The 22156-nt window shown below is 63.6% G+C and carries 18 protein-coding genes, 1 other RNA gene and 1 pseudogene; 11 read left to right on the forward strand and 9 right to left on the reverse strand.

Annotated features, from left to right (window positions below):
* Positions 1-206: 206 nt before the first annotated feature.
* The 6 genes and pseudogenes from ACK2SD_RS04155 to ACK2SD_RS04180 all read right to left on the reverse strand — a co-directional run bounded on the left by ACK2SD_RS04155 (position 207) and on the right by ACK2SD_RS04180 (position 5095).
* On the reverse strand, positions 207-404 hold the full coding sequence (locus ACK2SD_RS04155) for a hypothetical protein (RefSeq protein WP_412461428.1): 198 nt from the start codon (positions 402-404) through the stop codon (positions 207-209).
* A gap of 275 nt (positions 405-679) precedes the next feature.
* Positions 680-955, reverse strand: coding sequence for a hypothetical protein (locus ACK2SD_RS04160; protein WP_412461429.1), 276 nt, complete (start codon positions 953-955; stop codon positions 680-682).
* Positions 952-1932 (reverse strand): annotated as a pseudogene (locus ACK2SD_RS04165) (integrase). The gene ACK2SD_RS04160 and the pseudogene ACK2SD_RS04165 overlap by 4 nt, the downstream one beginning before the upstream one ends.
* Positions 1933-2876: 944 nt before the next feature.
* On the reverse strand, positions 2877-4133 hold the full coding sequence (locus ACK2SD_RS04170) for an integrase domain-containing protein (protein WP_412461430.1): 1257 nt from the start codon (positions 4131-4133) through the stop codon (positions 2877-2879).
* A gap of 186 nt (positions 4134-4319) precedes the next feature.
* Positions 4320-4711, reverse strand: a transfer-messenger RNA (tmRNA) gene (ssrA, locus tag ACK2SD_RS04175).
* Between the two features lie 105 nt (positions 4712-4816).
* Entirely contained in the window at positions 4817-5095 is a 279-nt protein-coding gene (locus ACK2SD_RS04180; protein ID WP_412461431.1) for a hypothetical protein, read from the reverse strand.
* 355 nt (positions 5096-5450) lie between these two features.
* On the opposite strand from ACK2SD_RS04180, the gene ACK2SD_RS04185 reads away from it, so the two are divergent.
* Genes ACK2SD_RS04185 through ACK2SD_RS04195 form a run of 3 tightly spaced genes read left to right on the forward strand, consistent with a single transcriptional unit; the run spans position 5451 to position 8052 of the window.
* Complete coding sequence (locus tag ACK2SD_RS04185; RefSeq protein ID WP_029612703.1) at positions 5451-6887, forward strand: cytochrome ubiquinol oxidase subunit I; 1437 nt, start codon at positions 5451-5453, stop codon at positions 6885-6887.
* 3 nt (positions 6888-6890) lie between these two features.
* Positions 6891-7898, forward strand: a complete 1008-nt coding sequence (gene cydB, locus ACK2SD_RS04190; RefSeq protein ID WP_116889238.1) for a cytochrome d ubiquinol oxidase subunit II — start codon at positions 6891-6893, stop codon at positions 7896-7898.
* A 13-nt stretch (positions 7899-7911) separates the two neighbouring features.
* Positions 7912-8052: a DUF2474 domain-containing protein gene (locus ACK2SD_RS04195; RefSeq protein ID WP_037028932.1), complete on the forward strand. Its 141-nt coding sequence runs from the start codon at positions 7912-7914 to the stop codon at positions 8050-8052.
* A gap of 547 nt (positions 8053-8599) precedes the next feature.
* On the opposite strand, the gene ACK2SD_RS04200 is transcribed toward ACK2SD_RS04195, so the two are convergent.
* Together ACK2SD_RS04200 and ACK2SD_RS04205 are read right to left on the reverse strand one after the other, a co-directional pair.
* A complete protein-coding gene (locus ACK2SD_RS04200; protein ID WP_412461432.1) occupies positions 8600-9724 on the reverse strand; it encodes a methyltransferase in 1125 nt (374 codons plus the stop codon).
* 89 nt (positions 9725-9813) lie between these two features.
* On the reverse strand, positions 9814-10527 hold the full coding sequence (locus ACK2SD_RS04205; protein WP_295481384.1) for an autoinducer binding domain-containing protein: 714 nt from the start codon (positions 10525-10527) through the stop codon (positions 9814-9816).
* A 197-nt stretch (positions 10528-10724) separates the two neighbouring features.
* Between ACK2SD_RS04205 and ACK2SD_RS04210 the strand changes: the two genes are divergently transcribed.
* Positions 10725-11501, forward strand: coding sequence for a ferredoxin--NADP reductase (locus ACK2SD_RS04210; RefSeq protein WP_412461433.1), 777 nt, complete (start codon positions 10725-10727; stop codon positions 11499-11501).
* A gap of 123 nt (positions 11502-11624) precedes the next feature.
* On the opposite strand, the gene mscL is transcribed toward ACK2SD_RS04210, so the two are convergent.
* The gene (gene mscL, locus ACK2SD_RS04215; RefSeq protein WP_029614775.1) at positions 11625-12044 is read right to left on the reverse strand and encodes a large-conductance mechanosensitive channel protein MscL; all 420 of its coding nucleotides are present in this window, start codon (positions 12042-12044) and stop codon (positions 11625-11627) included.
* 175 nt (positions 12045-12219) lie between these two features.
* Here mscL and radA point away from each other — a divergent pair, with 175 nt between their 5' ends.
* The 7 genes from radA to ACK2SD_RS04250 all read left to right on the forward strand — a co-directional run bounded on the left by radA (position 12220) and on the right by ACK2SD_RS04250 (position 22156).
* Positions 12220-13587, forward strand: coding sequence for a DNA repair protein RadA (gene radA / locus ACK2SD_RS04220; RefSeq protein ID WP_029614776.1), 1368 nt, complete (start codon positions 12220-12222; stop codon positions 13585-13587).
* Between the two features lie 72 nt (positions 13588-13659).
* Positions 13660-14163, forward strand: a complete 504-nt coding sequence (locus tag ACK2SD_RS04225) for an RNA polymerase sigma factor (protein ID WP_029614777.1) — start codon at positions 13660-13662, stop codon at positions 14161-14163.
* A gap of 68 nt (positions 14164-14231) precedes the next feature.
* On the forward strand, positions 14232-15209 hold the full coding sequence (locus ACK2SD_RS04230; RefSeq protein ID WP_412461434.1) for a FecR family protein: 978 nt from the start codon (positions 14232-14234) through the stop codon (positions 15207-15209).
* A 314-nt stretch (positions 15210-15523) separates the two neighbouring features.
* Positions 15524-18187 carry a TonB-dependent hemoglobin/transferrin/lactoferrin family receptor gene (locus ACK2SD_RS04235; protein WP_412462267.1) on the forward strand — a complete coding sequence of 888 codons (2664 nt, stop codon included), beginning with the start codon at positions 15524-15526 and terminating at the stop codon, positions 18185-18187.
* Between the two features lie 77 nt (positions 18188-18264).
* Positions 18265-18882, forward strand: coding sequence for a heme acquisition protein HasA (locus tag ACK2SD_RS04240; RefSeq protein ID WP_029614778.1), 618 nt, complete (start codon positions 18265-18267; stop codon positions 18880-18882).
* Positions 18883-19043: 161 nt separating this feature from the next.
* A complete protein-coding gene (locus tag ACK2SD_RS04245) occupies positions 19044-20807 on the forward strand; it encodes a type I secretion system permease/ATPase (RefSeq protein WP_412461435.1) in 1764 nt (587 codons plus the stop codon).
* A gap of 2 nt (positions 20808-20809) precedes the next feature.
* A complete protein-coding gene (locus ACK2SD_RS04250; RefSeq protein WP_412461436.1) occupies positions 20810-22156 on the forward strand; it encodes an HlyD family type I secretion periplasmic adaptor subunit in 1347 nt (448 codons plus the stop codon).

The following is a 22156-nucleotide window of genomic DNA, read 5'->3' on the forward strand; positions in this document are numbered from 1 at the left end:
AAAGTGTCAAATGAGCAAGTAGCGAGGCACGTTTTTCGCCGACTTGACGCGTGGGGCTGTAGCTTTGCTACTGGATCGAGGCTACAGCCATATTGAAGACAGCCACTGTGTTGATCCTGGGCTAGGTACTACACCGAAAGATTCCTGTTGGGCTGCCGCCCTTTGAGTGAGGTACAGCGACAACGGATAAATTTGGCCATCGAGGCTTAGATTGGCGTGAGCTGGGCTCGCCCGGGCTGCCGTGGCCAGCACAGATTGCGCGCCATGGAGCGGAGCACGCCGATCACATCGGCCGTGCGTTCCACGGCGAGTCCCAATAGATTGCCCAGCGCCGCGACCAGGTAGGGTAGGAGCGTAATCTGCTGTTCCAACAAGGGGTGTGGTGGTCCTTGAACTTTGCGCATTTGCATAGCCTTCATCCAGAAATTGGTGAGGGATGACTCAGTTCAGCCTTCTCCGGGCATTCAAATATGCAAAGTGATATTCCGCTTTGGGTCCAGGCTGTGTGAAAACGTTTTTTAAGCAAGTTTGGCACCTAGGACTCGAGCGAAAATCGCGATCCTACGCAAATTTTCGGGCTTCTGACAAACCAAGCGCTGGCAGATTTTACGTAGCAATGCAGACTTCTAAACGGCGCATGTGTTTCCACATAGCCTGGGTCGATAGCAGCCGGTCTCACTCAGAGATTAAAACCCCATGTTTTTTGTAAACGACGAGCGAGCAGCCGCACAGTCAGCAAATAGTAATACTGCGTCGCCTCACTGCGTCGATTTAGGCGATGCTCAAAAAACCAAACCACGTGCTTTTTCTGCCAGGCCCAAGGCGTTTGTCGCTGCCAGCGCTCTGAGATTTCAACTTGGATGATTCTCGCCTGCCGCAAATGGCGTTGCCGCGTGACGTGTGATCCGGTCAGCACTCCAGCTAAGAACAATTCCATATCGAATGGCTTACTCATGTGCGTCCTCCAATATAGGTGGCGACCACGTCGATCCGACCGTGCCCCAGCTCGTAGCTGATTTGCCTTCGAGCCTCGCTATCAAGGTTCCTATCTACCTGACAACATTTGCCACCACTGATTGGCGCGGGGCATTGGGTGATCTGCTCGTAGCGCTCACATGCGTGCGCCGCTCGTAGTTCATGGAAGCCTTTGAGGTTGTGTGCATGCAGGATATCCCGGGCAGGGCGAATGATTTGTTGTAGGAGATTGAGGTAGCTTTCGTCTGGAGCAATCAGATTGCGGCTACCCGCAGGCGACACCTGCCGTGCAAACCCAAGGGCACCTCGAACATGGTCGTCCACCGCAATCCAACGCGGCGCTGAGGCACCAGCTCGGCCGCCTTTGGTGCCATCCTGGATGTTGATCCTGCCTAGGTCATTAGCCTCACGGCTCAGTCGTGGCAAGTCGGCTAGGATGGCCTCACGCAAGCGCATGCCGGTGGCTCGCGCCAGTAGAACGATTGCAGCGGCCCTTAGCTGATGATGGCCGCAAAGCGCATCAACGATCTGCTTAACCTGCTCGCGGTTTTGGCCCTGTGGTACAGACTGTCGAACCCCGGTGCGCTGCATACCCAACGCCTTGCTCGGACTGGACAATTTCACGCAATGATCACCGCGGAGCGCCGCCATGGTCCTGTTAACGCTGGATAGCCGATTTTATGCGGTGCTGATGGCGAGGTCACCGCGCCTAACCACGTCGCGCAGATATGCCGCATAGTCGACCAACACACTTCGATCAATCTGCCGCGCATCATTGATACCGGGCCCTTGTTCGGAGCGGCACCACTTTACGAAAGCCAACCAACGGTCACAGTGCGCTTTGACCGTTCCGTAATGGCCACCGCCAAACATGTCTTTCAGCGCCTGCGGCCCTGCGTAGCTCAATTGCCTGCCGTAGCCGAAATTGCGGCCATCGCTTCTACCCACCAATGCCATATTGGTCACCTCTTCTTATGCTCTCCCGTCCTTCCCACGTCATTCCGCCAAGAATGTTGAGTGTTATCAGGGATCAAGGCCCCTGCGACCTGTGGGGAATGTCCTCTATGCAGGACTGGCGGCTCCTTACAACCGGGAGCAAGGGCATCTCATGATCTGGCCTCCTGAGCATCGTTACCGATGGGCGGGTGGAGGCAGCATTGGCTGACGAGACCAGTGCCTGAAGATCCTGAGCCATGTGCAAGCAGCAATGCGATGACCGGGGCATGCCTGACTGTCAGTCAGGTGCAGTCCATTCCTTGGTATGCGGCACCATCATCTACAGCGCTGTTGCTGGTGACATCGGCGTTTGTCACGCCGATTGTCACGAGGAGGAATGCCGCAAAGCCATGTGCGATCAGGGCTGCAGCAGTGGTAGAAGTGCCCGTCTCTTTCCAGAAGAAAGAGACGGGCACAGGTTGGCGCAGTAGTCGGCCAAGCGGATAGGTTGCTGCAGGGCAGCGAGTTACGGTGTGTCTGGCGCACGAGCGCTATAGGTGTAAGAGCATCCATCACCGGGGAGGTGACCGGGCGAGCTGCCGGATGCGAATCGCCTTTGGGGAGAACCACCGCGGGAGCGGCGTGACCTTTAAGGTTCGGGTCACCTGGGGTGCTGTCATCGACAGCGCTTGCACGGCCAGTTCTACGCCTGTGGATAAACCCGGTCAAGGGCCGAAATTAAGCGCTCTTGGGGACGTGAAAAGCGGTTATCCATCGGTGGAATGCCGTGGTAAATCCCGGACAGCTTCGTGGCTTTTAGCTCTTCAAAGTGAGGTCCATCCAAACAGGGCGGCTTCGCAGCCCTGTTTGGATGGACCCGCGCTGACAAGCGGATAAACGAGGCTGCTTTCCCTGAATCTTGAGCGCTCAGTTGCTGACGCCGCCGTTATTGCGCCTGTAAAGCGCTAGCGGATCGGCACCACGTTCTTGCCTCTGACTTGGCCATACGCGGAGGCGAGTAGGCTGCCGGTGGCGGCTTTCTGAATGTACTCACTCCACCACGCCATCATCGGTCGTCGGCGCTCGATGTAGTCGGCTCGGTTGTAGGCGCTCCGCACCTCATCCTTGTCGACATGCGCCAGTGCGACCTCAATAAGCTCCGGGTCCCAGCCATGCTCATTCAAGATGGTGCTGGCCATCGAGCGCATGCCGTGGCTCACCAACCGATCCTGGAAGCCCATACGTTTCAACGCCATGTTGGCGGTCTGACTATTGGCGTGGGTGCGCGGATTGCGGTCTGCCGGGAAGACGTATTCGCGATGGCCGCTGTGAGTCTTCAGCGACTCCAATAGTGCGACAGCGTGATCACTCAATGGGATGCTGTGTGGACGGCGCTTCTTCATCCGCTCCGGTGGGATAGTCCAGACACGCCTTTCGAAGTCGATGTCTGCCCAGCGAGTAGTCGCCGCCTCGGCGGGGCGAGTCATCGTGTGCAACTGCCATTCGATCAGGCAACGAGTGGTGCGTTTGATGCTGGCGTTCGCGATCTCCAGCATAAGCTCGGGGAGTTCTTCGGGCGGAAGCGCAGCCATGTTCTCTTTCTTGGGCTTCTTGAAAACCGCCCTGATCCCGCTGAGCGGGTTGGCGAAGATCAGGCCGGAATTTACGCCGTAGGTCATGATCTCGTTTAGCCGCTGGCTTAGACGCTTGACCGTCTCCAGGCTGCCTTTCGCTTCGATTGGACGAAGCAATCCGATCACCATCGGTGCGGTGATTTTCGCGAGTGGGGTCGTCCTCAAATCGGGGAATACATGCAGAGAGAGTGACCGCCAAATGTCCTCGGCATAGGCCGGGTTGACCGAGTCTTTCTTGAGCTCGAACCACGCGGTGGCCACGTTCTCGAAGGTGTGTTCCGTTTCTGCGCGTTTGGCTTCATTTAGCGTATTGCGTTGCACCTTCGGATCGATGCCTTGGGCGAGCAGCTCGCGTGCTTCAACTGCCTTCTTTCGTGCGTTCGCCAGTGACAGTTCGGGATAGGTCCCGAAGCCAATGTTGATGCGCTTCTTGGTCACCGGTTCGCGGTAGTTGAAATTCCACAGCAACGAGCCGTTGCTGCGTACTCGGAGCTGCAAACCGTCACCGTCTGTGAGGACGTAATCCTTGGACGCGGGTTTGACTCCTTTGAGTTGTCGATCGGAGAGGCGGAGGTTTTGAGCAGGCATGAGTTTGTCCTCAGGCACTGATTCGGTATTCCAAAGATTAGCACTGGGTGAGCTGGAATACCGCCTGGAATACCCGAATGGCTGGAACTCAAAAACTCTTGAAAGACCGCAAAAGCGCTGGAAGCCGCGTATTTGCTGGGTTTCAGGCACAAAAAAAGACGTCCGTGGACGTCTTTTTTTATCATTTGGTGGAGCCGGGGGGATTTGAACCCCCGTCCGCCAGTACTCCGCTGTCGGTACTACATGCTTAGCCATCTCAATTGAGTTAATCCGCAGCCGCCCGAGTGGCAGGGTGCTTTGGACGAGTTGGGTAAGTTTTAGTCGCTTTGCCCCCAACGTGCTACACGACGATCCTGTTCTGTATGACAATCACTTCGGGTTTACAGGCATCCCCTGGTGATTGCTGGAGCCGAAGCTACCAGGAGAGCGGGCTCAGCTGCTTACGCAGCGAGAGCGTAGCCCTCGTAGTTTTCGTCATTGGCAACTATAGAAAGTTGCAACAGTGGATTTACGAGTTCTGTTACCAACTCGGCATGCACCTAGAGTTTCGCGACCGGCGTCGAATCCTAATCGGCCCCACACTCAGCTCTAGCTGACGTATCTCGCGACACGTGCCGCGCAGTATACGCCTTTACAGGGGCGGCGTCGACAGCGGGTGCCGCCGCCCTTGCCACGGCCCCGAATCAGGCGCCGCTGCTGCCTTTTTCAGTCTTGTTCAAACGCTCCAGCACCTTTTCGGTGATGGCGATGCATTCATCGTTTTTGCCTGCGGCCTGTGCGGCCTTGGCTTCGTCGATGTGTTTGTTGAGGGTATCGATCAAGCCTTCGGAGGTGGCACCGACGGTGACCATCTGATCGCTGATCTTTTGCAGGTTGGTCGTACACAGGTCAGTCGCAGCGAACACCGGCGAGGCCAGCAGGGTGGCAGCCGCGAATACGGCGGAAAGCGCAGTACCTTTCATGGGTGTCTCCTCGTGAAGGCCGCGGGAAAGTGGGCCTGAAAAGTGGACTGTGGCCTTTGGCCAAGGGTTCCATTGGCGTTGCCGGAGGTTTGCGCACGAAATGTTGCGAAGGTAAAGAGGGTGAGGCAACCGGTCACGCGGCAAACAACCACACAGCCTGTGCTGGCGTTCGGGTCTATGCTTGGCTTCAGTCGTTGATCTGGATCAATCGTTCCAGATGCAACGATACGGCCGACCGGCCAGGTTCCCTGCGATCGAACAGAACAATCCGACAACAGCGCACTCGATCATCTGTAGGGGCAGTGAGCGTGCGGGTCACGAGCCCGAACGCCTGATTACCTGAAGAGGAAGCATCATGTTCGGTTTGGAAGCCTTGGAGCTCGCCCGAATCCAGTTTGCGTTTACCGTCTCCTTCCACATTCTGTTCCCAGCCATCACCATTGGTCTGGCGAGCTATCTTGCGGTGCTCGAAGGCCTCTGGCTGAAGACCGACAACCGCGTCTACCGTGACCTTTACCAGTTCTGGTCGAAGATCTTCGCCGTCAACTTCGGCATGGGCGTAGTCTCCGGGCTGGTCATGGCCTATCAGTTCGGCACCAACTGGAGCGGGTTCTCCGACTTCGCCGGGTCGATCACGGGCCCGCTGCTGACATACGAAGTGCTCACCGCCTTCTTCCTGGAAGCCGGTTTCCTGGGCGTCATGCTGTTCGGCTGGAACCGCGTGGGCCGGGGGCTGCACTTCTTCGCCACGGTGATGGTGGCGATCGGCACGCTGGTGTCGACCTTCTGGATTCTCGCCTCCAACAGCTGGATGCAGACGCCCCAGGGCCACGAGATCATCGACGGTCGTGTGGTGCCAATGGACTGGTTCCTGGTCATCTTCAACCCGTCGTTCCCCTACCGCCTGATGCACATGGCCACGGCCGCGTTCGTGGCCACGGCGTTCTTCGTCGGTGCGTCGGCGGCCTGGCACCTGCTGCGCGGGCGGGACAACCCGGCGGTGCGCAAGATGCTGTCGATGGCCATGTGGATGGCGCTGATCGTCGCGCCCATCCAGGCGGTGATCGGCGACTTCCATGGCCTGAACACGCTCAAGCACCAGCCGGTGAAGATCGCGGCCATCGAAGGGCACTGGGAGAACACGCCGGGCGAGCCGACGCCGCTGATCCTGTTCGGGCTGCCGGACATGCAGGCCGAGACCACGCGGTTCAAGATCGAGATTCCGGCGCTGGGCAGCTTGATCCTGACCCACAGCCTGGACCAGCAAGTGCCGGCCATGAAGGAGTTCGCGCCTGAGGACCGGCCCAATTCGACCATCGTGTTCTGGTCGTTCCGGGTCATGGTCGGGCTGGGCATGTTGATGATCCTGGTCGGTCTGTGGAGTCTGTGGCTGCGCAAGCGCGGCACCTTGTACAGCTCGCGGCCGTTCCTGTACCTGACGCTGTGGATGGGGCCATCCGGGCTGATCGCCATTCTGGCCGGCTGGTTCACCACGGAGGTGGGGCGTCAGCCGTGGGTGGTGTACGGGCTGATGCGTACCGCCGATGGGGTGTCAAACCACAGCACCCTGCAACTTGGCTTCACCTTGGTGATGTTCGTGGTGGTGTACTTCGCGCTGTTCGGCACCGGCTTGGGCTACATGATGCGCCTGGTGCGCAAGGGTCCGGCCAGCGGCGAGGGCGACAGTCAGCCGCCGGGTGGTCCGGGGCAGCAACGCACGCCGGCGCGGCCGTTGTCCGCCGCCGATGATCGCGGTACGCCGCAGCACGCCAGCCTGAACGAGGGGAACTGAGCCATGGGTATCGATCTGCCACTGATGTGGGCCGTGATCATCATCTTCGGGGTGATGATGTACGTGGTCATGGATGGTTTCGACCTGGGTATCGGCATGCTTTTCCCCTTCGTCAAGGGCGAGCGTGACCGCGATGTGATGATGAACACCGTCGCCCCGGTCTGGGACGGCAACGAGACTTGGCTGGTGCTGGGCGGCGCGGGGCTGTTCGGGGCGTTTCCGCTGGCCTATTCGGTGGTGCTGGAGGCGCTTTACCTGCCGTTGATGCTGATGCTGGTGGGGTTGATCTTCCGGGGCGTGGCCTTCGAGTTCCGCTTCAAGGCCACCGACGACAAGCGTCATCTGTGGGACAAGGCGTTCATCGGCGGCTCGCTGGTGGCGACGTTCTTCCAGGGCGTGGCGCTGGGCGCCTTCATCGAAGGCTTCAAGGTGGTCGATCGGCACTATGCCGGTGGCACGCTGGACTGGCTGACGCCGTTCAGCCTGTTCAGTGGGGTGGGGTTGATCGTGGCCTACACGTTGCTGGGCTGCACCTGGCTGATCATGAAGACCGAAGGCCCGCTGCAGAAGCAGATGCACGACCTGGCCCGGCCGTTGGCGCTGGTGCTGCTGGTGGTGATCGGCATCGTCAGCCTGTGGACGCCGCTGGCCTACGGGCAGATCGCCGAGCGCTGGTTCAGCATGCCCAACCTGATCTGGTTCATGCCGGTGCCTGTGCTGGTGCTGGTGACCTTCTACGGCTTGCTCAAGGCGGTGGCGCGGCATGCCAACTACCTGCCGTTCCTGCTGACGCTGGTGCTGATCTTCCTGGGCTACAGCGGGCTGGGCATCAGCCTGTGGCCGAACATCATTCCGCCGTCGATATCCATCTGGGAGGCCGCTGCGCCGCCGCAGAGCCAAGGCTTCATGCTGGTGGGCACGCTGTTCATCCTGCCGCTGATCCTGGGGTACACCTTCTGGAGCTATTACGTGTTCCGCGGCAAGGTGCGCCACGATGACGGGTATCACTGAGGAGGGCAGGGTGATGACGGTCGAAGAGAAGAAGCCGTTATGGCAGCGCTTGGGCTGGTTGGTGCTGATCTGGGCACTGAGCGTCGCGGCGCTGGGCGTGGTGGCCTATGGCATGCGCCTGTTCATGAATGCGGCGGGTTTGACCACCCATTGAGCACGCGCCAGTGTTCGCTTGAGATCGCCGGGGCCGCTTTGCGGCCCTTTTCGCGACGCAAGGCCGCTCCCACGCAGCCGGCGTCATGTCAGACAGATTGGGAGATCATCGAGCGCAAGGGGCTAAGGGCGCAACTGTCCTGCTCAATTTCAGGTATCTCCCAAACGCAGCCGGCGCGGTGTCAGACAGATTGGGAGATCATCGAGCGCAAGGGGCTAAGGGCGCGACTGTCTTGCTCAATTTCAGGTATCTCCCAAACGCAGCCGGCGCGGTGTCAGACAGATTGGGAGATCATCGAGCGCAAGGGGCTAAGGGCGCGACTGTCTTGCTCAATTTCAGGTATCTCCCAAACGCAGCCGGCGCGGTGTCAGACAGATTGGGAGATCATCGAGCGCTAGAGGCTAAGGGCGCGACTGTCTTGCTCAATTTCTGGCAGCTCACCGGCCCTTGTGGGAGCGGCCTTGCGTCGCGATGGACCGCGCAGCGGTCCCAGGTTTTCAGCTTCGCCGCACCCATCGCCGGGGCCGCGTCCACACATGTCCAGGCGTTACTTGCGGGCTTTGAGCACCACGAACTTGGGCGTCGCGGCCACTTGTTCAACGCCGCGGAACAGCCGCGCCAGTTTGCTGTGATAACCCAAGTGGCGGTTGCCGACGATGTACAGGGCGCCGCCCACCACCAGCGCTTCGCGCGCCTGCTGGAACATGCGCCAGGCGAGGAAATCGCCGACCACCTGCTGCTGGTGGAACGGTGGGTTGCACAGCACCACGTCCAGCGATTGCTTGTCCTGCCCCGCCAGCCCGTCATCCGCACGGATATCCGCCAGCCGGTCGCCCAATGCCGCCTGCCAGTTCTCCCGCGCCGACTGCACGGCCATGTACGACTCATCCACCAAGGTGTGCTGCGCTTGCGGGTTGAGCAGCGCGCTGGCGATGCCCAGCACGCCGTTGCCGCACCCCAGGTCGGCGATACGTGCCTGGCCCAAGTCGCGCGGCAGGTGGGGCAGGAAGGCGCGGGTGCCGATGTCCAGGCCTTCGCGGCAGAACACGTTGGCGTGGTTGAGCAGTTCCAGCGCCGGGCTGTCCAGGCGGTAGCGCGTGGGATAGGGCGACGCTGCCTGTGGGCGTTCGGCGAACGTGGCGGTCAGCAAACGCGCTTTCTTCTGCGCCAGCGACGCCTGCACCGGGCCGATGTAGCGCTCCAGCAAATCGCCCGCCGCGCGCGGCAGGTGCTTGATCATGGCGCCGGCGATTACTTCGGCGCCCGGCGCCAGATGGCCCTGCAAGCGAATCAACTGCTCTTCGAGCAAGGCCAGGGTCTTCGGCACGCGCACCAGCACGCGGTCGAACGGCCCCTGCCAAGCGGCGCTGGCCGGCACGAATGGCACGCAGTCGAAGGGCTTGCCGTTGCGCGCCAGGTTCTTCTCCAGCGCCAGGTGAGCCAGGTGCGAGTCGCCGCTGCTGATCACCTGCACTTGCCCAGCCAGGCTCGCGGCCAGGGCGCCGAAACTGTCGTTGAGAATCAGCACCCGGGCGTCGGCGGCGGGCGCCTGGGTGGCCAGGTGCGAGAGCAGGTATTCGTCGGCGGCGTCGAAGGCCTGTAGCGGGTCGTTGTTCTGCTCCGGCTGGCGGATCAGGTCGAGTTCGGCGAAGGGGCTGGTGAGCAGAGGCATGGGAAACGGGCTCGAAACGGCTGTGCGCGCAGAGGTCGTCTGCGTGCTGGAAAACGCTCGATTCTACAGGCTTTGCCAGGCAGCGGCAGTCACTTCCAGATCAAACCGCGAGCCGCGGCGACCGCAACGGCAGCGGTCTTGTTGGTGACGCCGAGTTTGGTGATGACGCTGCGGATGTGGAAGTTCACGGTGCTGGGGGAGAGGGAGAGGATGCAGGCGATGTCTGAAGCGGTCTTGCCGTCGGCTGTCCATTTGGTGACTTCGAGTTCGCGCTCTGTCAGCTCATGGGACGGGCTTTCCGCTCGGCGGTGGTGCTCGCAGATCAGCTCGTGCAGCACATTGTGCAACCATAAAAGCTGTGCGCTTTTGCTGAGCAGTTCGTGGGCGGAAATACGGCGCTGACTGCGTGCCACGCTCAATTGGCTCTCGTGGTTGTAGCGGTCGTAGAGCGACTGCGTCCAGCCATGACGCAGGCCATGGGTGCACGCGGCCTCACGAAAATCGGGCACCTCCTCGTACAGCTCATCCTCCCACAGCACCGGAACGGCGCTGATGCGGCTGCGGTTGATGGCCGGGTCCTGGAGGATGAAATCGCGGTCGGCGCGAAAGCGCTCGTTCCACGCTTCGGGAAAATTGTTGTACAGGATGGTCTGCGGGTGACGTGCCGGAATGTGCAGGTGCAACACCAACCCGAGGTACATCATGCCCATCTCTTGCGCCAGCAAGATGGCCTGGTCGAACATTCTTTCGGGGTGCCGCTCCCCGAGCAGGGTCTGCAGCTTTTCTTGCTTCCAGTGCGGCATGACGCTGCTCCAGTTGGATCCAGGATTGGACTTGCCCACTTGAGTGTAGAAAAAGCTGTAAAAACCGCTGGGAATTTTTGGCTATAGCGACGAAGTGCAGGGTAATTTCTTGCTCTTAAGCTATACGCCTACAGCCGCGCGGTGTTTCTTCGCGGCGGTTTGCGAGACACTGGGCGCAATCATTCCAGGAGCCCCTCATGACCGCCAGCGCCGACAAATACACTTCCCAGACCTTGCTCGATGTGCAGCCACTGACGCCGAACCTATTCAGTCTGCGGGTCACACGCGATCCGGGCTTTCGTTTCCGCTCGGGCCAGTTCGCGCGTCTGGGGGTGACCAAGGCCGATGGCAGCGTGGTGTGGCGTGCGTACTCGATGGTCAGCGCCCCGCACGACGAGTTTCTGGATTTCTTCTCGATCGTGGTGCCGGATGGCGAATTCACCAGCGAGCTGAGCCGCTTGCAGAAGGGCGACAGCCTGCTGATCGAGCGCCAGGCCTACGGCTACCTGACCCTGGACCGCTTCGTCGACGGCCGCGACCTGTGGCTGCTGGCCACCGGCACCGGCATCGCGCCGTTCGTGTCGATCCTCCAGGACTTCGAGGCCTGGGAGCGCTTCGACACAATCAAACTGGTGTATTCGGTGCGCGAAGCCAAGGAGCTGGCCTACCTGGACCTGATCGCGGGCCTCGAGCAGCGTGAATACCTGACCGAGTTCGCCGGCAAGCTGCAGTTCATCCCGGTGGTCACCCGCGAATCCCACCCCGGCGCGCTGAACGCGCGCATCACCACGCTGATCGAAACCGGCGAGCTGGAGCGCGCCGCCGGCCTGGAGCTGTCGCCCGAGCACTCGCGCATCATGCTCTGCGGCAACCCGCAGATGATCGACGAGACCCGCAAAGTCCTCAAAGCCCGCGACCTGCAACTGAGCCTCAGCAAACGCCCCGGCCAAGTTGCGGTCGAGACGTACTGGTGAGGTAGCGGCAAGTTGCAAGCGGCAAGCTGCAAGTAGAAGCGGTGCCGTGCGCGCTCCCGCTTGGCGCTCACAGCTTACGACTTGCCGCTTATAACTTGCCGCTTGCCGCTTGCCGCTTGCCGCTTACAGCTTGCCGCTGCCGTTGCCGTTCTTGAGGAGGTCGCGGATTTCGGTGAGCAGGGTTTCCTGCGGGGTGGGGGCCGGGGGCACGCTGGGGGCCTTGGCTTCTTCGCGCTTGAGGCGGTTGATCGCTTTGACGCCCATGAAGATGGCGAAGGCGACGATGATGAAGTCGATCACCGTCTGGATGAATTTACCGTAGGCCAGTACCACCGCCGGCACATCGCCTTGGGCGGCTTTGAGGGTGATTGCCAGGTCGCTGAAATCTACGCCGCCGATCAGCAGGCCCAATGGCGGCATGATCACATCGCCCACGAACGACGAGACGATCTTGCCGAAGGCCGCGCCGATGATGATACCCACCGCCATATCGACGACATTTCCCTTGACCGCGAAGGCCTTGAATTCGTTGAGCACGCCCATGTGTTCTTCCTTTGTAACAAGTGATGAGTAAACGCAGTGTAAGCCACGGAATCGATTCTTGTACTGCGTGGGGTACAGACTGCCATCAGCCTGAATAGTTTTGTCGCTGGCCGTCGCCGCCGAGGCACGCGCGCGTTCGGCTATCATGGCGGTCTTTGCCCAGGAGACTGACCCGATGGCCAAGGCCAAGCGCTTGTATGGCTGCACCGAGTGCGGCGCGACCTTTCCCAAATGGGCCGGCCAGTGCGGCGAATGCGGCGCCTGGAATACCCTGGTCGAAACCATGATCGAGAGCGGCGCTGCGGCGGCCCCGGCCGGGCGCGCCGGCTGGACCGGGCAGCAGGCGCAGATCAAGACCCTGGCCGAAGTCAGCGTCGAGGAAATCCCGCGCTTCACCACCAGCAGCACGGAACTGGACCGCGTGCTCGGCGGCGGCTTGGTCGACGGCTCGGTGGTGCTGATCGGTGGCGATCCGGGCATCGGCAAGTCCACCATCCTGCTGCAAACCCTGTGCAACATCGCCACCCACATGCCAGCGCTGTATGTCACCGGCGAGGAGTCGCAGCAGCAGGTGGCCATGCGCTCGCGGCGCCTGGGGCTGCCCCAGGACCAGCTCAAGGTGATGACCGAGACCTGCATCGAAACCATCATCGCCACCGCTCGCCAGGAAAAGCCGCGGGTGATGGTCATCGACTCGATCCAGACCATCTTCACCGAGCAACTGCAGTCGGCGCCCGGCGGCGTGGCCCAGGTGCGCGAGAGCACGGCGCTGCTGGTGCGCTACGCCAAACAGAGCGGCACGGCGATCTTCCTGGTCGGCCACGTTACCAAGGAAGGCTCGCTGGCCGGGCCGCGCGTGCTCGAGCACATGGTCGATACCGTGCTGTATTTCGAAGGCGAATCGGACGGCCGCCTGCGTTTGCTGCGGGCGGTGAAGAACCGCTTCGGCGCGGTCAACGAACTGGGTGTGTTCGGCATGACCGACCGTGGCCTGAAGGAAGTCTCCAACCCCTCGGCGATCTTCCTCAACCGGACCCAGGAGGAAGTGCCCGGCAGCGTGGTGATGGCGACTTGGGAGGGCACCCGACCGATGCTGGTGGAGGTGCAGGCGCTGGTCGACGACAGCCACTTGGCCAACCCGCGCCGGGTCACCCTGGGCCTGGACCAGAACCGCCTGGCCATGTTGCTGGCGGTGCTGCACCGCCACGGCGGCATTCCCACCCACGATCAGGACGTGTTCCTCAACGTGGTCGGCGGGGTCAAGGTGCTGGAGACCGCCTCGGACCTGGCGCTTCTGGCAGCGGTGATGTCCAGCCTGCGCAACCGCCCGCTGGCCCACGGCCTGCTGGTTTTCGGTGAAATCGGTCTGTCCGGCGAAGTGCGCCCGGTGCCCAGTGGCCAGGAGCGTCTCAAGGAAGCGGCCAAGCACGGCTTCAAGCGCGCCATCGTGCCCAAGGGCAATGCGCCCAAGGAAGCGCCGGCTGGACTGCAGGTGATCGCAGTGACGCGACTGGAGCAGGCGCTGGACGCGTTGTTCGAGTGATCGACTCACTTGCAACTGATTCTCAGTAGCGAGTAGCATTCCGCCACCTTGCGAGCACCAGCGGGAGTGCGTGTGGCGGAGTCCGACCTCAAGCGCTTGTTCATCAAGCATGCGAAAACCTTGCAGGGCCTGCTCACGCGCAAGGTGCGCGATCCGCAGTTGGCCGCCGACTTGGTGCAGGAGAGTTTCCTGCGCCTGGCCGAGCAGCAGCGTCAGGAGCCCTTGGACAACCCGCCTGGCTACCTGTACCGCACCGCGCACAACCTGATGATCGACCACGTGCGCCAGCAGCAGCGACGCAAGACCGACCTGGTGCCCCACGAGGCCCTCGAAGGCATCGTCGAGGACCGTCCGGGGTTGGACGAGCAGGTCGCTCGCGAGCAGCACCTTCGGCGCTTGCTGGCGATTGTCCAGGCGCTGCCCGAGCGCACTGGCCAGGTCTTTCGCCTGAATCGACTGGAGGGCATGACCCACGCCGAAGTCGCCCGTCACCTGGGCATTTCCGACAGTTCCGTGCAGAAGCATCTGGCCAAGGCGTTGGCCTATGTGATGCAGTGCCTGCACGAGGATGGCTGACCAACGGTTTACTGAAAAACGCCCCTTCAGACGTCAGCCCAGACATAACCAGATCGCGAGAGAACCGTGTGACTAGCCAGAACCCGCCCGAGCAAGCGATTCGCGAGCAGGCCGCAGAGTGGGCGGTGCGCGCCGCCAGTGGCGTCCTCGACCCGGCGCAGCAATGGGCGTTGGCCCAGTGGTGCGCTGCCAATCCGCAGCATGCCCAGGCCTATGCCTTCGCCCAGGCAACCTGGGCCGACCTGGGCGGATTGGCCGCGTTGGCGTCCTCGTACCCCCGTGTCGCCACCCGTCCCCAGCGTCGCCGCTCCCGCCTGCGCCAGGCCATGACCGGCGTCGCCGCGCTGTTGGTACTGGCCTTCGGTGTCGCGCAGGCCCCGCACTGGCTGCTGCAATGGCGTGCCGACTACGTCACCGGTGTCGGCGAAGTGCGCCAGGTGACGCTGCCCGATGGCAGCCAGGTCGACCTGGATGCCCGCAGCGCCATTGCCCTGGACTTCGATGACCAGCAACGCCGTGTGCGCTTGCTGGCGGGAGAAGCGGTGTTCAGCGCCGCGCCGGTGTCGGCGCAGGAACCGCGGCCGTTCGTGGTCGAGCATGCTGGCGCCACCACCCGCGCGCTGGGTACGCGCTTCGTGGTCGGCGATGTGGGCGAAGGCGGCTGGGTCGGGATGCTAGAGCACCGGGTGGCCGTGCACCTGCTCAACTCGCCGGACCGGGGGCGCGCCGATCAAGTGGTGGAGCAGGGGCAGGCGGTGCGCTACGACCAGGCAGACGGTGTGCGTCCCTGGCCGCAGCAGGACCTGCAACGGGCCACCGACTGGGCGCGCGGGGTGCTGGTGTTCGAGCGCCAGCCGCTGGCCGATGTGGTGGCCCGGCTCAATCACTACCGCAGCGGGCAATGGCTGGTTTTGAATGAGCAACTGGCCCGGCGCGAGGTGAGCGGGGTGTTTCGCCTCGACCAATTGGCCACCGTCGGCGCGGTGTTGAGCGATGAGCTGCAGGCCCGTCGGCTCGAACTGCCCGGCCTGACCGTCATCTACTGACCCCGTCGCGCTTCGGCACCTCTATGGGCGGCCAATCGCGGCTGCCGCAGGTCCTGCGCTACTTTTGCAGGCGCGGCGCCTGAGCCGACATCCCCGCGCAGCCGCTGCCATTCCTGCCTTGAGCATCTTTTTTCATTTTCCCTTACTGACTTTTCCGCCCCTGCACGTCTGATTGTTGAGATTGATTTTCATTACTAGAAAACGCCCACAACAGACGAGCCTTCGCAGTGACCACGCCACGACAACAGACCCCGCGACCGTTGAGTCGCCTCGCCCTGGCCAGCAGCCTGGCCCTGGGCACCTGCGCCTTGCCGATGGGGATCGGCCAGGTGCAGGCCGCCGCACCGGTCGAGCGCGCCGAGCGCCAACTGATCCGCTTCGACATCCCGGCCCAGGCACTCGACCGCGCGGTGCTCGCCTATGCCGAGCAATCCGGGGTGCAGGTGTTCTTCGACAGCCGCAAGCTGGCCGGACTGAACAGCCCCGGTCTGCAGGGCTCGCACGCGATCGAGGACGGCTTGCGTCGGTTGCTGCAGGGCACGCCGGTGCGCTATCGCTTCAGCGCCCCTGGTCAAGTGAGCCTGGAGCGGGTCGAGGCTGGCGAGCACAGCGTCGAGCTGGGCGCCACCCATGTCGAGTCCAGCCGTGACGGCGACTGGGTGTACATGGCGCCGCGCTCGGTCAGCGTCATCACCCGCGCGCAGATCGACCAGCGCCCGCCGCGTCACGCGGCCGACCTGCTGGAGCAGACCGCCGGCGTCTACACCGCGGTCAACCAGCGCGACCCCGGTCTGTCGGTGAACATCCGCGGCGTACAGGACTACGGCCGGGTCAACATGAACATCGACGGCATGCGCCAGAACTTCAGCGTCAACGGTCACCAGCAGCGCAATGGCGTGATGTTCATCGACCCGGAGTTCGTGCAGAACGTGGAAATCGACAAAGGCACCTCGGCCGGTATGGGCGGTGCTGGCGTGATCGGCGGCATCGCCAGTTTCAACACGGTCGAGGCCCGCGACCTGCTCGGTCCGGACAAGGAGATCGGTGGACGCCTGCGCGCCGGTCACGGCATCGGCGAGCTGGGCAACGGTACCTACTTCAACGGCAGCGCGCTGTTCGCCCTGGGCAACGAAGTGGGTGACATCCTGGTCGGCCACAGCGAGCGCCATTTTGGCGACTACCGCAGCGGCACCCAGCACGCCGGCAACCTCGGTACCCAAATGCGCGGCAAGCTGGAGGACCGCCAGGCGTGGAAGCACTGGCTCAACGGCGAAGTCGGCGCCATGGACAGCGTGACGCGCTCGCAGATCTTCAAGCTCGGCCTCAACCTGCCCGACACCCAGCGCCTGCAGTTCAGCTACTTCGAGACCGACACCGACAGCAAGGACGCCTGGACGGTCAAGGACGCCGGTAGCCATGAGTACTACTACCGCGTCACCGGCAGCAACGACATCAACGCCAGGAACGCGGCGCTGGACTACAGCCTCAACCCCAGCGACCTGGTGGACTTCAAGGCCAAGCTGTACTACGTCACCACCCGCCAGGACCGCTGGAATGCCGACAACGCCGCCTCGGCCACCAGCGGCAACCGGGTCGAAGGCTATAGCGACCGCTACCAGACCGATACCTGGGGCTTGCAGGTGCAGAACACCTCGCGCTGGCAGTTGTTCAAGGCCGACAGCTTGACCTTCAATTACGGCAGCGAAATGTTCCAGGACCGCTTCCGGCCCAGTACCGAGCGTGTGGCGGCCACCAACGAAACCGAATCGCTGCCGTATGTCCAAGGCGCCAACCCCACCGGCAAGCGGGTCATGGCCAGCCTGTTCGGCAACCTCAGCTACGAGCACGACGACTGGCTGACCGTCGATGCGGGCCTGCGCTACGACCGCTATCGCCTCACCGGCAAGACCGGCGTGACCACTTGGCTGTACCCCGAGGGCATCACCGAGACCAACCTGCGGCGCCAGCGGACCGACCTGCTGTTCGACCAGGAGCGTGAAGAGGGGCGTTTCTCGCCGACCTTCGGCATCGCCGTCAAGCCCGGGCCGGACTGGCTACAGCTCTACACCCGCTGGGGCCGTGGCTGGCGCCCGCCGGCGGTCACCGAGGCGTACATGAGCGGACGTCCCCACGGCGGCGGCAACGAGATGGTCTACCCCAATCCGTTCCTGCAGGCCGAGCAATCGCACAACTGGGAACTGGGGCTGAACATCTTCAAGCAATCGCTGCTGCGCGACGGTGATCGCTTCGCCGCCAAGGTCGCCTACTTCGACACGCGCATCGACCATTTCTCGTTTCTCGACACCAACGTCAGCCTGCCCGGCTCCAGTGTCTCGGGCATCGCCCTGGGCCGTTCGGCGTACCAGAACAACTTGCAAGCCACGCGTTTTCGCGGTGTGGAGTACAGCCTGGACTACGACGCTGGCGACTACTACGGCCAGCTCAGCTACACGCACATGATCGGCAGCAACGACTTCTGCTCCAACCAGTTCTACCTCGGCGGCGCCCAGCAGTTGGTCAGCGCCGGCACCGTGCTACGTCCAGTGCGCGTCGGCAGCCGCATCCTCATGCTGCCGGTGCGGGTCTCGCGGGCCGAAGCCAACGCCACGGAAAACAACCGGGTGAGCTGTGGCGACATCATGGGCAATGCCGCCTACATGCCGGCCGACCGTGGCGCGTTGACCTTGGGCATGCGCTTTCTCGAGCGCACCCTGGATGTGGGCATGCGCCTGCGCTACAGCGAAGGCAATGGCAAGAACCTCGACACCCATGGCTACAGCCAGATCGACCAGGCCATGTGGCCCAAGTACAAGGTCTACGACCTCTATGCCAGCTACTGGATGACCCCCAGCCTGAACCTGGCGCTGTCGCTGGAGAACGCCACCGACGAAGCCTATTTCGTCGCCATGGGCGATGCCAACAACCTGTCCCTGGCCCGCGGCCGGACCTTGAGCGGCATGCTCGAATACCGATTCTGAACCCCTGAGTTTGCCCATTCCGGGCGACACGAGGGCCGTTGGCCTTCGCTTTGACCACGCAGCACAGAGGAACCGTCATGACTATTTCCGTCACCTACGATCCAGCCTTCGGCAGCGCTACCGTCGACGACTACCTGGCCTTCTGGAGCGCAGGTTTCGTCACCGCCGGCCACGGCTATAGCAACACCGGCGGCTTCAGCAACGGCACCTTCGACGGTGACCAGTACGCCACCCATGGCGCCAACGGCTCGGACTACGCCTTCATCGCCGACTCCAACACCGCCAACGGCCTGCATTACGTGTTCGATCCGTCCAAGGCGCCGGGCGACAACCTCAACCACTACCTGTGGGGTTCGCTGGACAACGTCAGCCTGGGCGAAGTGCTTGGCGGCGGCAGTGGCAGCGACTTTAGCCTGGGCAACTACGTGGTCAGCTTCAATGGCCTGGACCTGGATGCTGCGCTGGGCGCAGGGCGTGCCGGCAACGAGGTGCAAGGTGTGATCTACGGCCTGATGCAGGGCAACACCTCGGCCCTGGAAGGGGTGCTGGACAATCTGTTGGCCAGCTACGGCGTGTCCACCGACAGCACCTTCGACGCCATCGCTGCCGCCCTCGGCGGTGGTGCGTCGAGCTTCGCCGCTGCCGAAGCGGTGGGCGTGCAGGCACTGCCTGAGGACCTGGCCCTGGCGGCCTGACCTTGGCATGAAAAAGGCCAATGGCAGATCGCTCTGTCATTGGCCCTGTTGCAGGCACCCTGGCCCGTGTCTTGTCGGGCCCAGGCCGGGGCGCTGCGAAATTCTGCGAGGTGGCGACGGCCGGGTCAATGGCCGCGCCGCCCCGTCCTCCGAGGTCCGCGATGAGTACATCCCGCAATGCCGCCACCGCTGAGCTGTGGCAGGCCCTGAAGGCCTGCCGGGGCGGCCTGGGCCATGTCGCCCTGTTCACCGCCGTGGCCAATGTACTGATGCTGGCGCCGGCGCTGTACATGCTGCAGGTCTATGACCGGGTGCTGTCGTCGGGCAACGAGATGACCCTGCTGATGCTCAGCCTCTTGGTGCTGGGACTGTTCGCTTTTCTCGGCGTGCTCGAGTGGTTGCGCAGCCTGGTGGTGATCCGCCTGGGCACGCGGCTGGACCTGCAACTCAATCCGCGGGTGTTCGACGCCGCTTTCCAGGCCAGCCTGGAGGGGCACAAGGGCAGTGCCCAGCAGGCGCTGGGCGACCTGACCCAACTGCGCCAGTTCGCCACCGGCCAGGCGCTGTTCGCCTTCTTCGACGCGCCGTGGTTCGTGCTCTACCTGCTGGTGATCTTTCTGTTCAGCCCCTGGCTGGGCCTGCTGGCGCTGGTCGGCGCGCTGCTGCTGGCTGCCCTGGCCTGGCTCAACGAGCGGCTGACCGAGGGCCTGTTCGTCGAAGCCGGAAGCCTGTCACAGCAGGCCGTGCTGCAAGCCGCGAGCAACCTGGGCAACGCTGAAGCGGTCGCGGCGATGGGCATGCTCGGCGCCGTGCGCCAGCGCTGGAGCCTCTTGCACCAAGGCTTTCTGGCCCGGCAGAACCTGGGCAGCGAGCGCAGCGCAGCGATCACCGCCGTGTCCAAGAGCGTGCGCCTGGCCCTGCAGTCGCTGGTACTGGGCCTGGGCGCGTGGCTGGCGCTGGAGCACCTGATCAGCCCCGGTATGATGATCGCCGGCTCCATTCTCATGGCGCGGGTGCTGGCGCCGATCGATCAGTTGATCGGGGTCTGGCGCCAGTGGGGCGCGGCCCGCCAGAGTGCCGAGCGCCTGGGCCAACTGCTGCAGCGCCATGCGCCGTTGGCCAGTGGTATGCCGCTGCCTGACCCTCGCGGACAGTTGCGCGTCGAGCACCTGAGCGCCGCGGTACCGGGCGGGGGGCGGTTGTGCCTGGAGGGCGTGGCCTTCGAGCTGGCGGCGGGCGAATCGCTGGGGCTGATCGGCGCCTCCGGCTCCGGCAAGTCGACCCTGGCGCGACTGCTGGTGGGCGCGGCCAGTCCGCTGTCGGGCAAGGTCTGCCTGGACGGCGCAGCGCTGGCGCAGTGGGACCGCACACTGCTCGGTGCGCACATCGGCTATTTGCCCCAGGACGTGCAGCTGTTCGCCGGCAGCGTTGCCGAGAACATCGCCCGCCTTGGCCCGGTGGACGCCGACGCAGTGGTGGCGGCCGCGCAGTTGGCCGGCGTGCACGAGCTGATTCTGCAATGGCCGCAAGGTTACGACACGCGCTTGGGCGACGGCGGCGCCGGGCTCTCCGGGGGGCAGCGACAGCGCATCGGCCTGGCGCGGGCGTTGTATCGGCTGCCGGCGCTGGTGGTGCTCGACGAGCCCAACGCCAGCCTGGATGACGCGGGCGAGCGCGCCTTGCTGGCAGCACTCGCGGCACTCAAGGCTCAGGGCCGCACGCTGGTGATGATCAGCCACAAGTCGAGCCTGCTGCTGGGGCTGGACAAGCTGCTGGTGCTGCATGAAGGCCGGGTCCAGCAGTTCGATGCGACTGCGCGGGTGCTGCAGGCCGCTGCACGTCCCGCCAGCCCCACGCCCCCGGTGGCCACCACGCCGCGCACCGGGGTGACCTACAGCTTCAACCAGAGCGGGCAGAGGTCTTGAGCATGAGTGTGCATCCACTGTTCAGCCCTGGCGCCGCCCCTGCGGCGGACAGGGTTCATCCACTGCGCGACGATGCCAGCGCCCCGGCCAGGGCCGGGCGTTGGCTGGTGTTGGTCGGCTTCGGCGGCTTCGTCCTGTGGGCGGCCCTGGCGCCGCTGGACAAGGGCGTGCCGCTGAGCGGCAACGTGGTGGTCGCCGGGAGCCGGCAAGCGGTGCAGCACCCGACCGGAGGCGTGATCGGCGCGTTGCGGGTGCGCGACGGCGATCAGGTCGAGGCTGGCCAGGTGCTGCTCAGTCTCGATCCGACCCAGGCCCAGGCCCAGCAGGGCTCGCTGCGGGTGCAGTACGTCAACGCGCAGGCCACGGCTGCGCGCTTGCGCGCCGAGGAGGCGGGTGCGCCCACCGTGAGCTTTCCCCAGGACCTGCTCGCCGACGCGGCCACGCCGTGGGTCGCCACGGTGTTGGAAACCCAGCGGCAACTGCGCAGCAGTCGCGCCCAGGCGCGTGAGCTGGAGCTGGCTGGCCTGGGCCAGGGCATCGCCGGGGCGCAGGCGTCGCTCGGCGGCCTCCAGGGCGCACTGCTCGGCAAGCAGGCCCAGCGCCAGGCCCTGGACGAGCAACTGCGCGGCCTGCGCGACTTGGCCCGCGACGGCTACATCGCGCGCAATCGCCTGCTCGACAGCGAACGCCTGTTGGCCCAGGTCAATGGCGCGATCGCCGAGGACCTCGGCAACATCGCCCGCACCCGGCGCCAGGTGCAGGAGCTCACCTTGCGTGCCAGCCAGCGCCGCCAGGAGTTCCAGAACGAGGTGCGCCAGCAGTTGGGCGAGGTCCAGGCCAATGCCGAGGACTTGGGCAATCGCCTGCGCAGCGCCGAGTTCGAACTGGCCCACACTCAGGTACGCGCGCCGGTGGCCGGCACAGTGGTCGGGCTGAGTGTGTTCACCAACGGCGGCGTGATCGCCCGGGGGCAACAACTGATGGAGATCGTCCCCCGCGACGCCCCGCTGCTGGTCGATGCCCGCGCCCCGGTGGAACTGATCGACCGTCTGCAGCCGGGCCTGCCGGTGGAGTTGCTGTTCGTCGCCTTCAACCAGAGCACTACGCCGCGCGTGGCCGGGGAGGTGAGCCTGGTGTCGGCCGACCGCCTGCTCGACGACAAGACCCAGCAACCCTACTACCAGGTGCGCATCCAGGTCAGCGCCGAGGGCACGCGGCAGTTGGCCGGTGTGGACATTCGCCCCGGCATGCCGGTGGAGGCGTTCGTGCGCAGCGGCGAGCGCTCGCTGCTCAACTACCTGTTCAAGCCGCTGGCAGACCGGGTGCATGTGGCCTTGAGTGAGGAGTGA

The organism is Pseudomonas sp. SC11, from assembly GCF_047039205.1.
GTDB lineage: Bacteria > Pseudomonadota > Gammaproteobacteria > Pseudomonadales > Pseudomonadaceae > Aquipseudomonas > Aquipseudomonas boreofloridensis.

Coding starts and splice junctions, on each gene's coding strand:
- ACK2SD_RS04155 (WP_412461428.1), bottom strand. CDS start 404: ATGCGCAAAGTTCAAGGACCACCACACCCCTTGTTGGAACAGCAGATT.
- ACK2SD_RS04160 (WP_412461429.1), bottom strand. CDS start 955: ATGAGTAAGCCATTCGATATGGAATTGTTCTTAGCTGGAGTGCTGACC.
- ACK2SD_RS04170 (WP_412461430.1), bottom strand. CDS start 4,133: ATGCCTGCTCAAAACCTCCGCCTCTCCGATCGACAACTCAAAGGAGTC.
- ACK2SD_RS04180 (WP_412461431.1), bottom strand. CDS start 5,095: ATGAAAGGTACTGCGCTTTCCGCCGTATTCGCGGCTGCCACCCTGCTG.
- ACK2SD_RS04185 (WP_029612703.1), top strand. CDS start 5,451: ATGTTCGGTTTGGAAGCCTTGGAGCTCGCCCGAATCCAGTTTGCGTTT.
- cydB (WP_116889238.1), top strand. CDS start 6,891: ATGGGTATCGATCTGCCACTGATGTGGGCCGTGATCATCATCTTCGGG.
- ACK2SD_RS04195 (WP_037028932.1), top strand. CDS start 7,912: ATGACGGTCGAAGAGAAGAAGCCGTTATGGCAGCGCTTGGGCTGGTTG.
- ACK2SD_RS04200 (WP_412461432.1), bottom strand. CDS start 9,724: ATGCCTCTGCTCACCAGCCCCTTCGCCGAACTCGACCTGATCCGCCAG.
- ACK2SD_RS04205 (WP_295481384.1), bottom strand. CDS start 10,527: ATGCCGCACTGGAAGCAAGAAAAGCTGCAGACCCTGCTCGGGGAGCGG.
- ACK2SD_RS04210 (WP_412461433.1), top strand. CDS start 10,725: ATGACCGCCAGCGCCGACAAATACACTTCCCAGACCTTGCTCGATGTG.
- mscL (WP_029614775.1), bottom strand. CDS start 12,044: ATGGGCGTGCTCAACGAATTCAAGGCCTTCGCGGTCAAGGGAAATGTC.
- radA (WP_029614776.1), top strand. CDS start 12,220: ATGGCCAAGGCCAAGCGCTTGTATGGCTGCACCGAGTGCGGCGCGACC.
- ACK2SD_RS04235 (WP_412462267.1), top strand. CDS start 15,524: ATGGGGATCGGCCAGGTGCAGGCCGCCGCACCGGTCGAGCGCGCCGAG.
- ACK2SD_RS04240 (WP_029614778.1), top strand. CDS start 18,265: ATGACTATTTCCGTCACCTACGATCCAGCCTTCGGCAGCGCTACCGTC.
- ACK2SD_RS04245 (WP_412461435.1), top strand. CDS start 19,044: ATGAGTACATCCCGCAATGCCGCCACCGCTGAGCTGTGGCAGGCCCTG.
- ACK2SD_RS04250 (WP_412461436.1), top strand. CDS start 20,810: ATGAGTGTGCATCCACTGTTCAGCCCTGGCGCCGCCCCTGCGGCGGAC.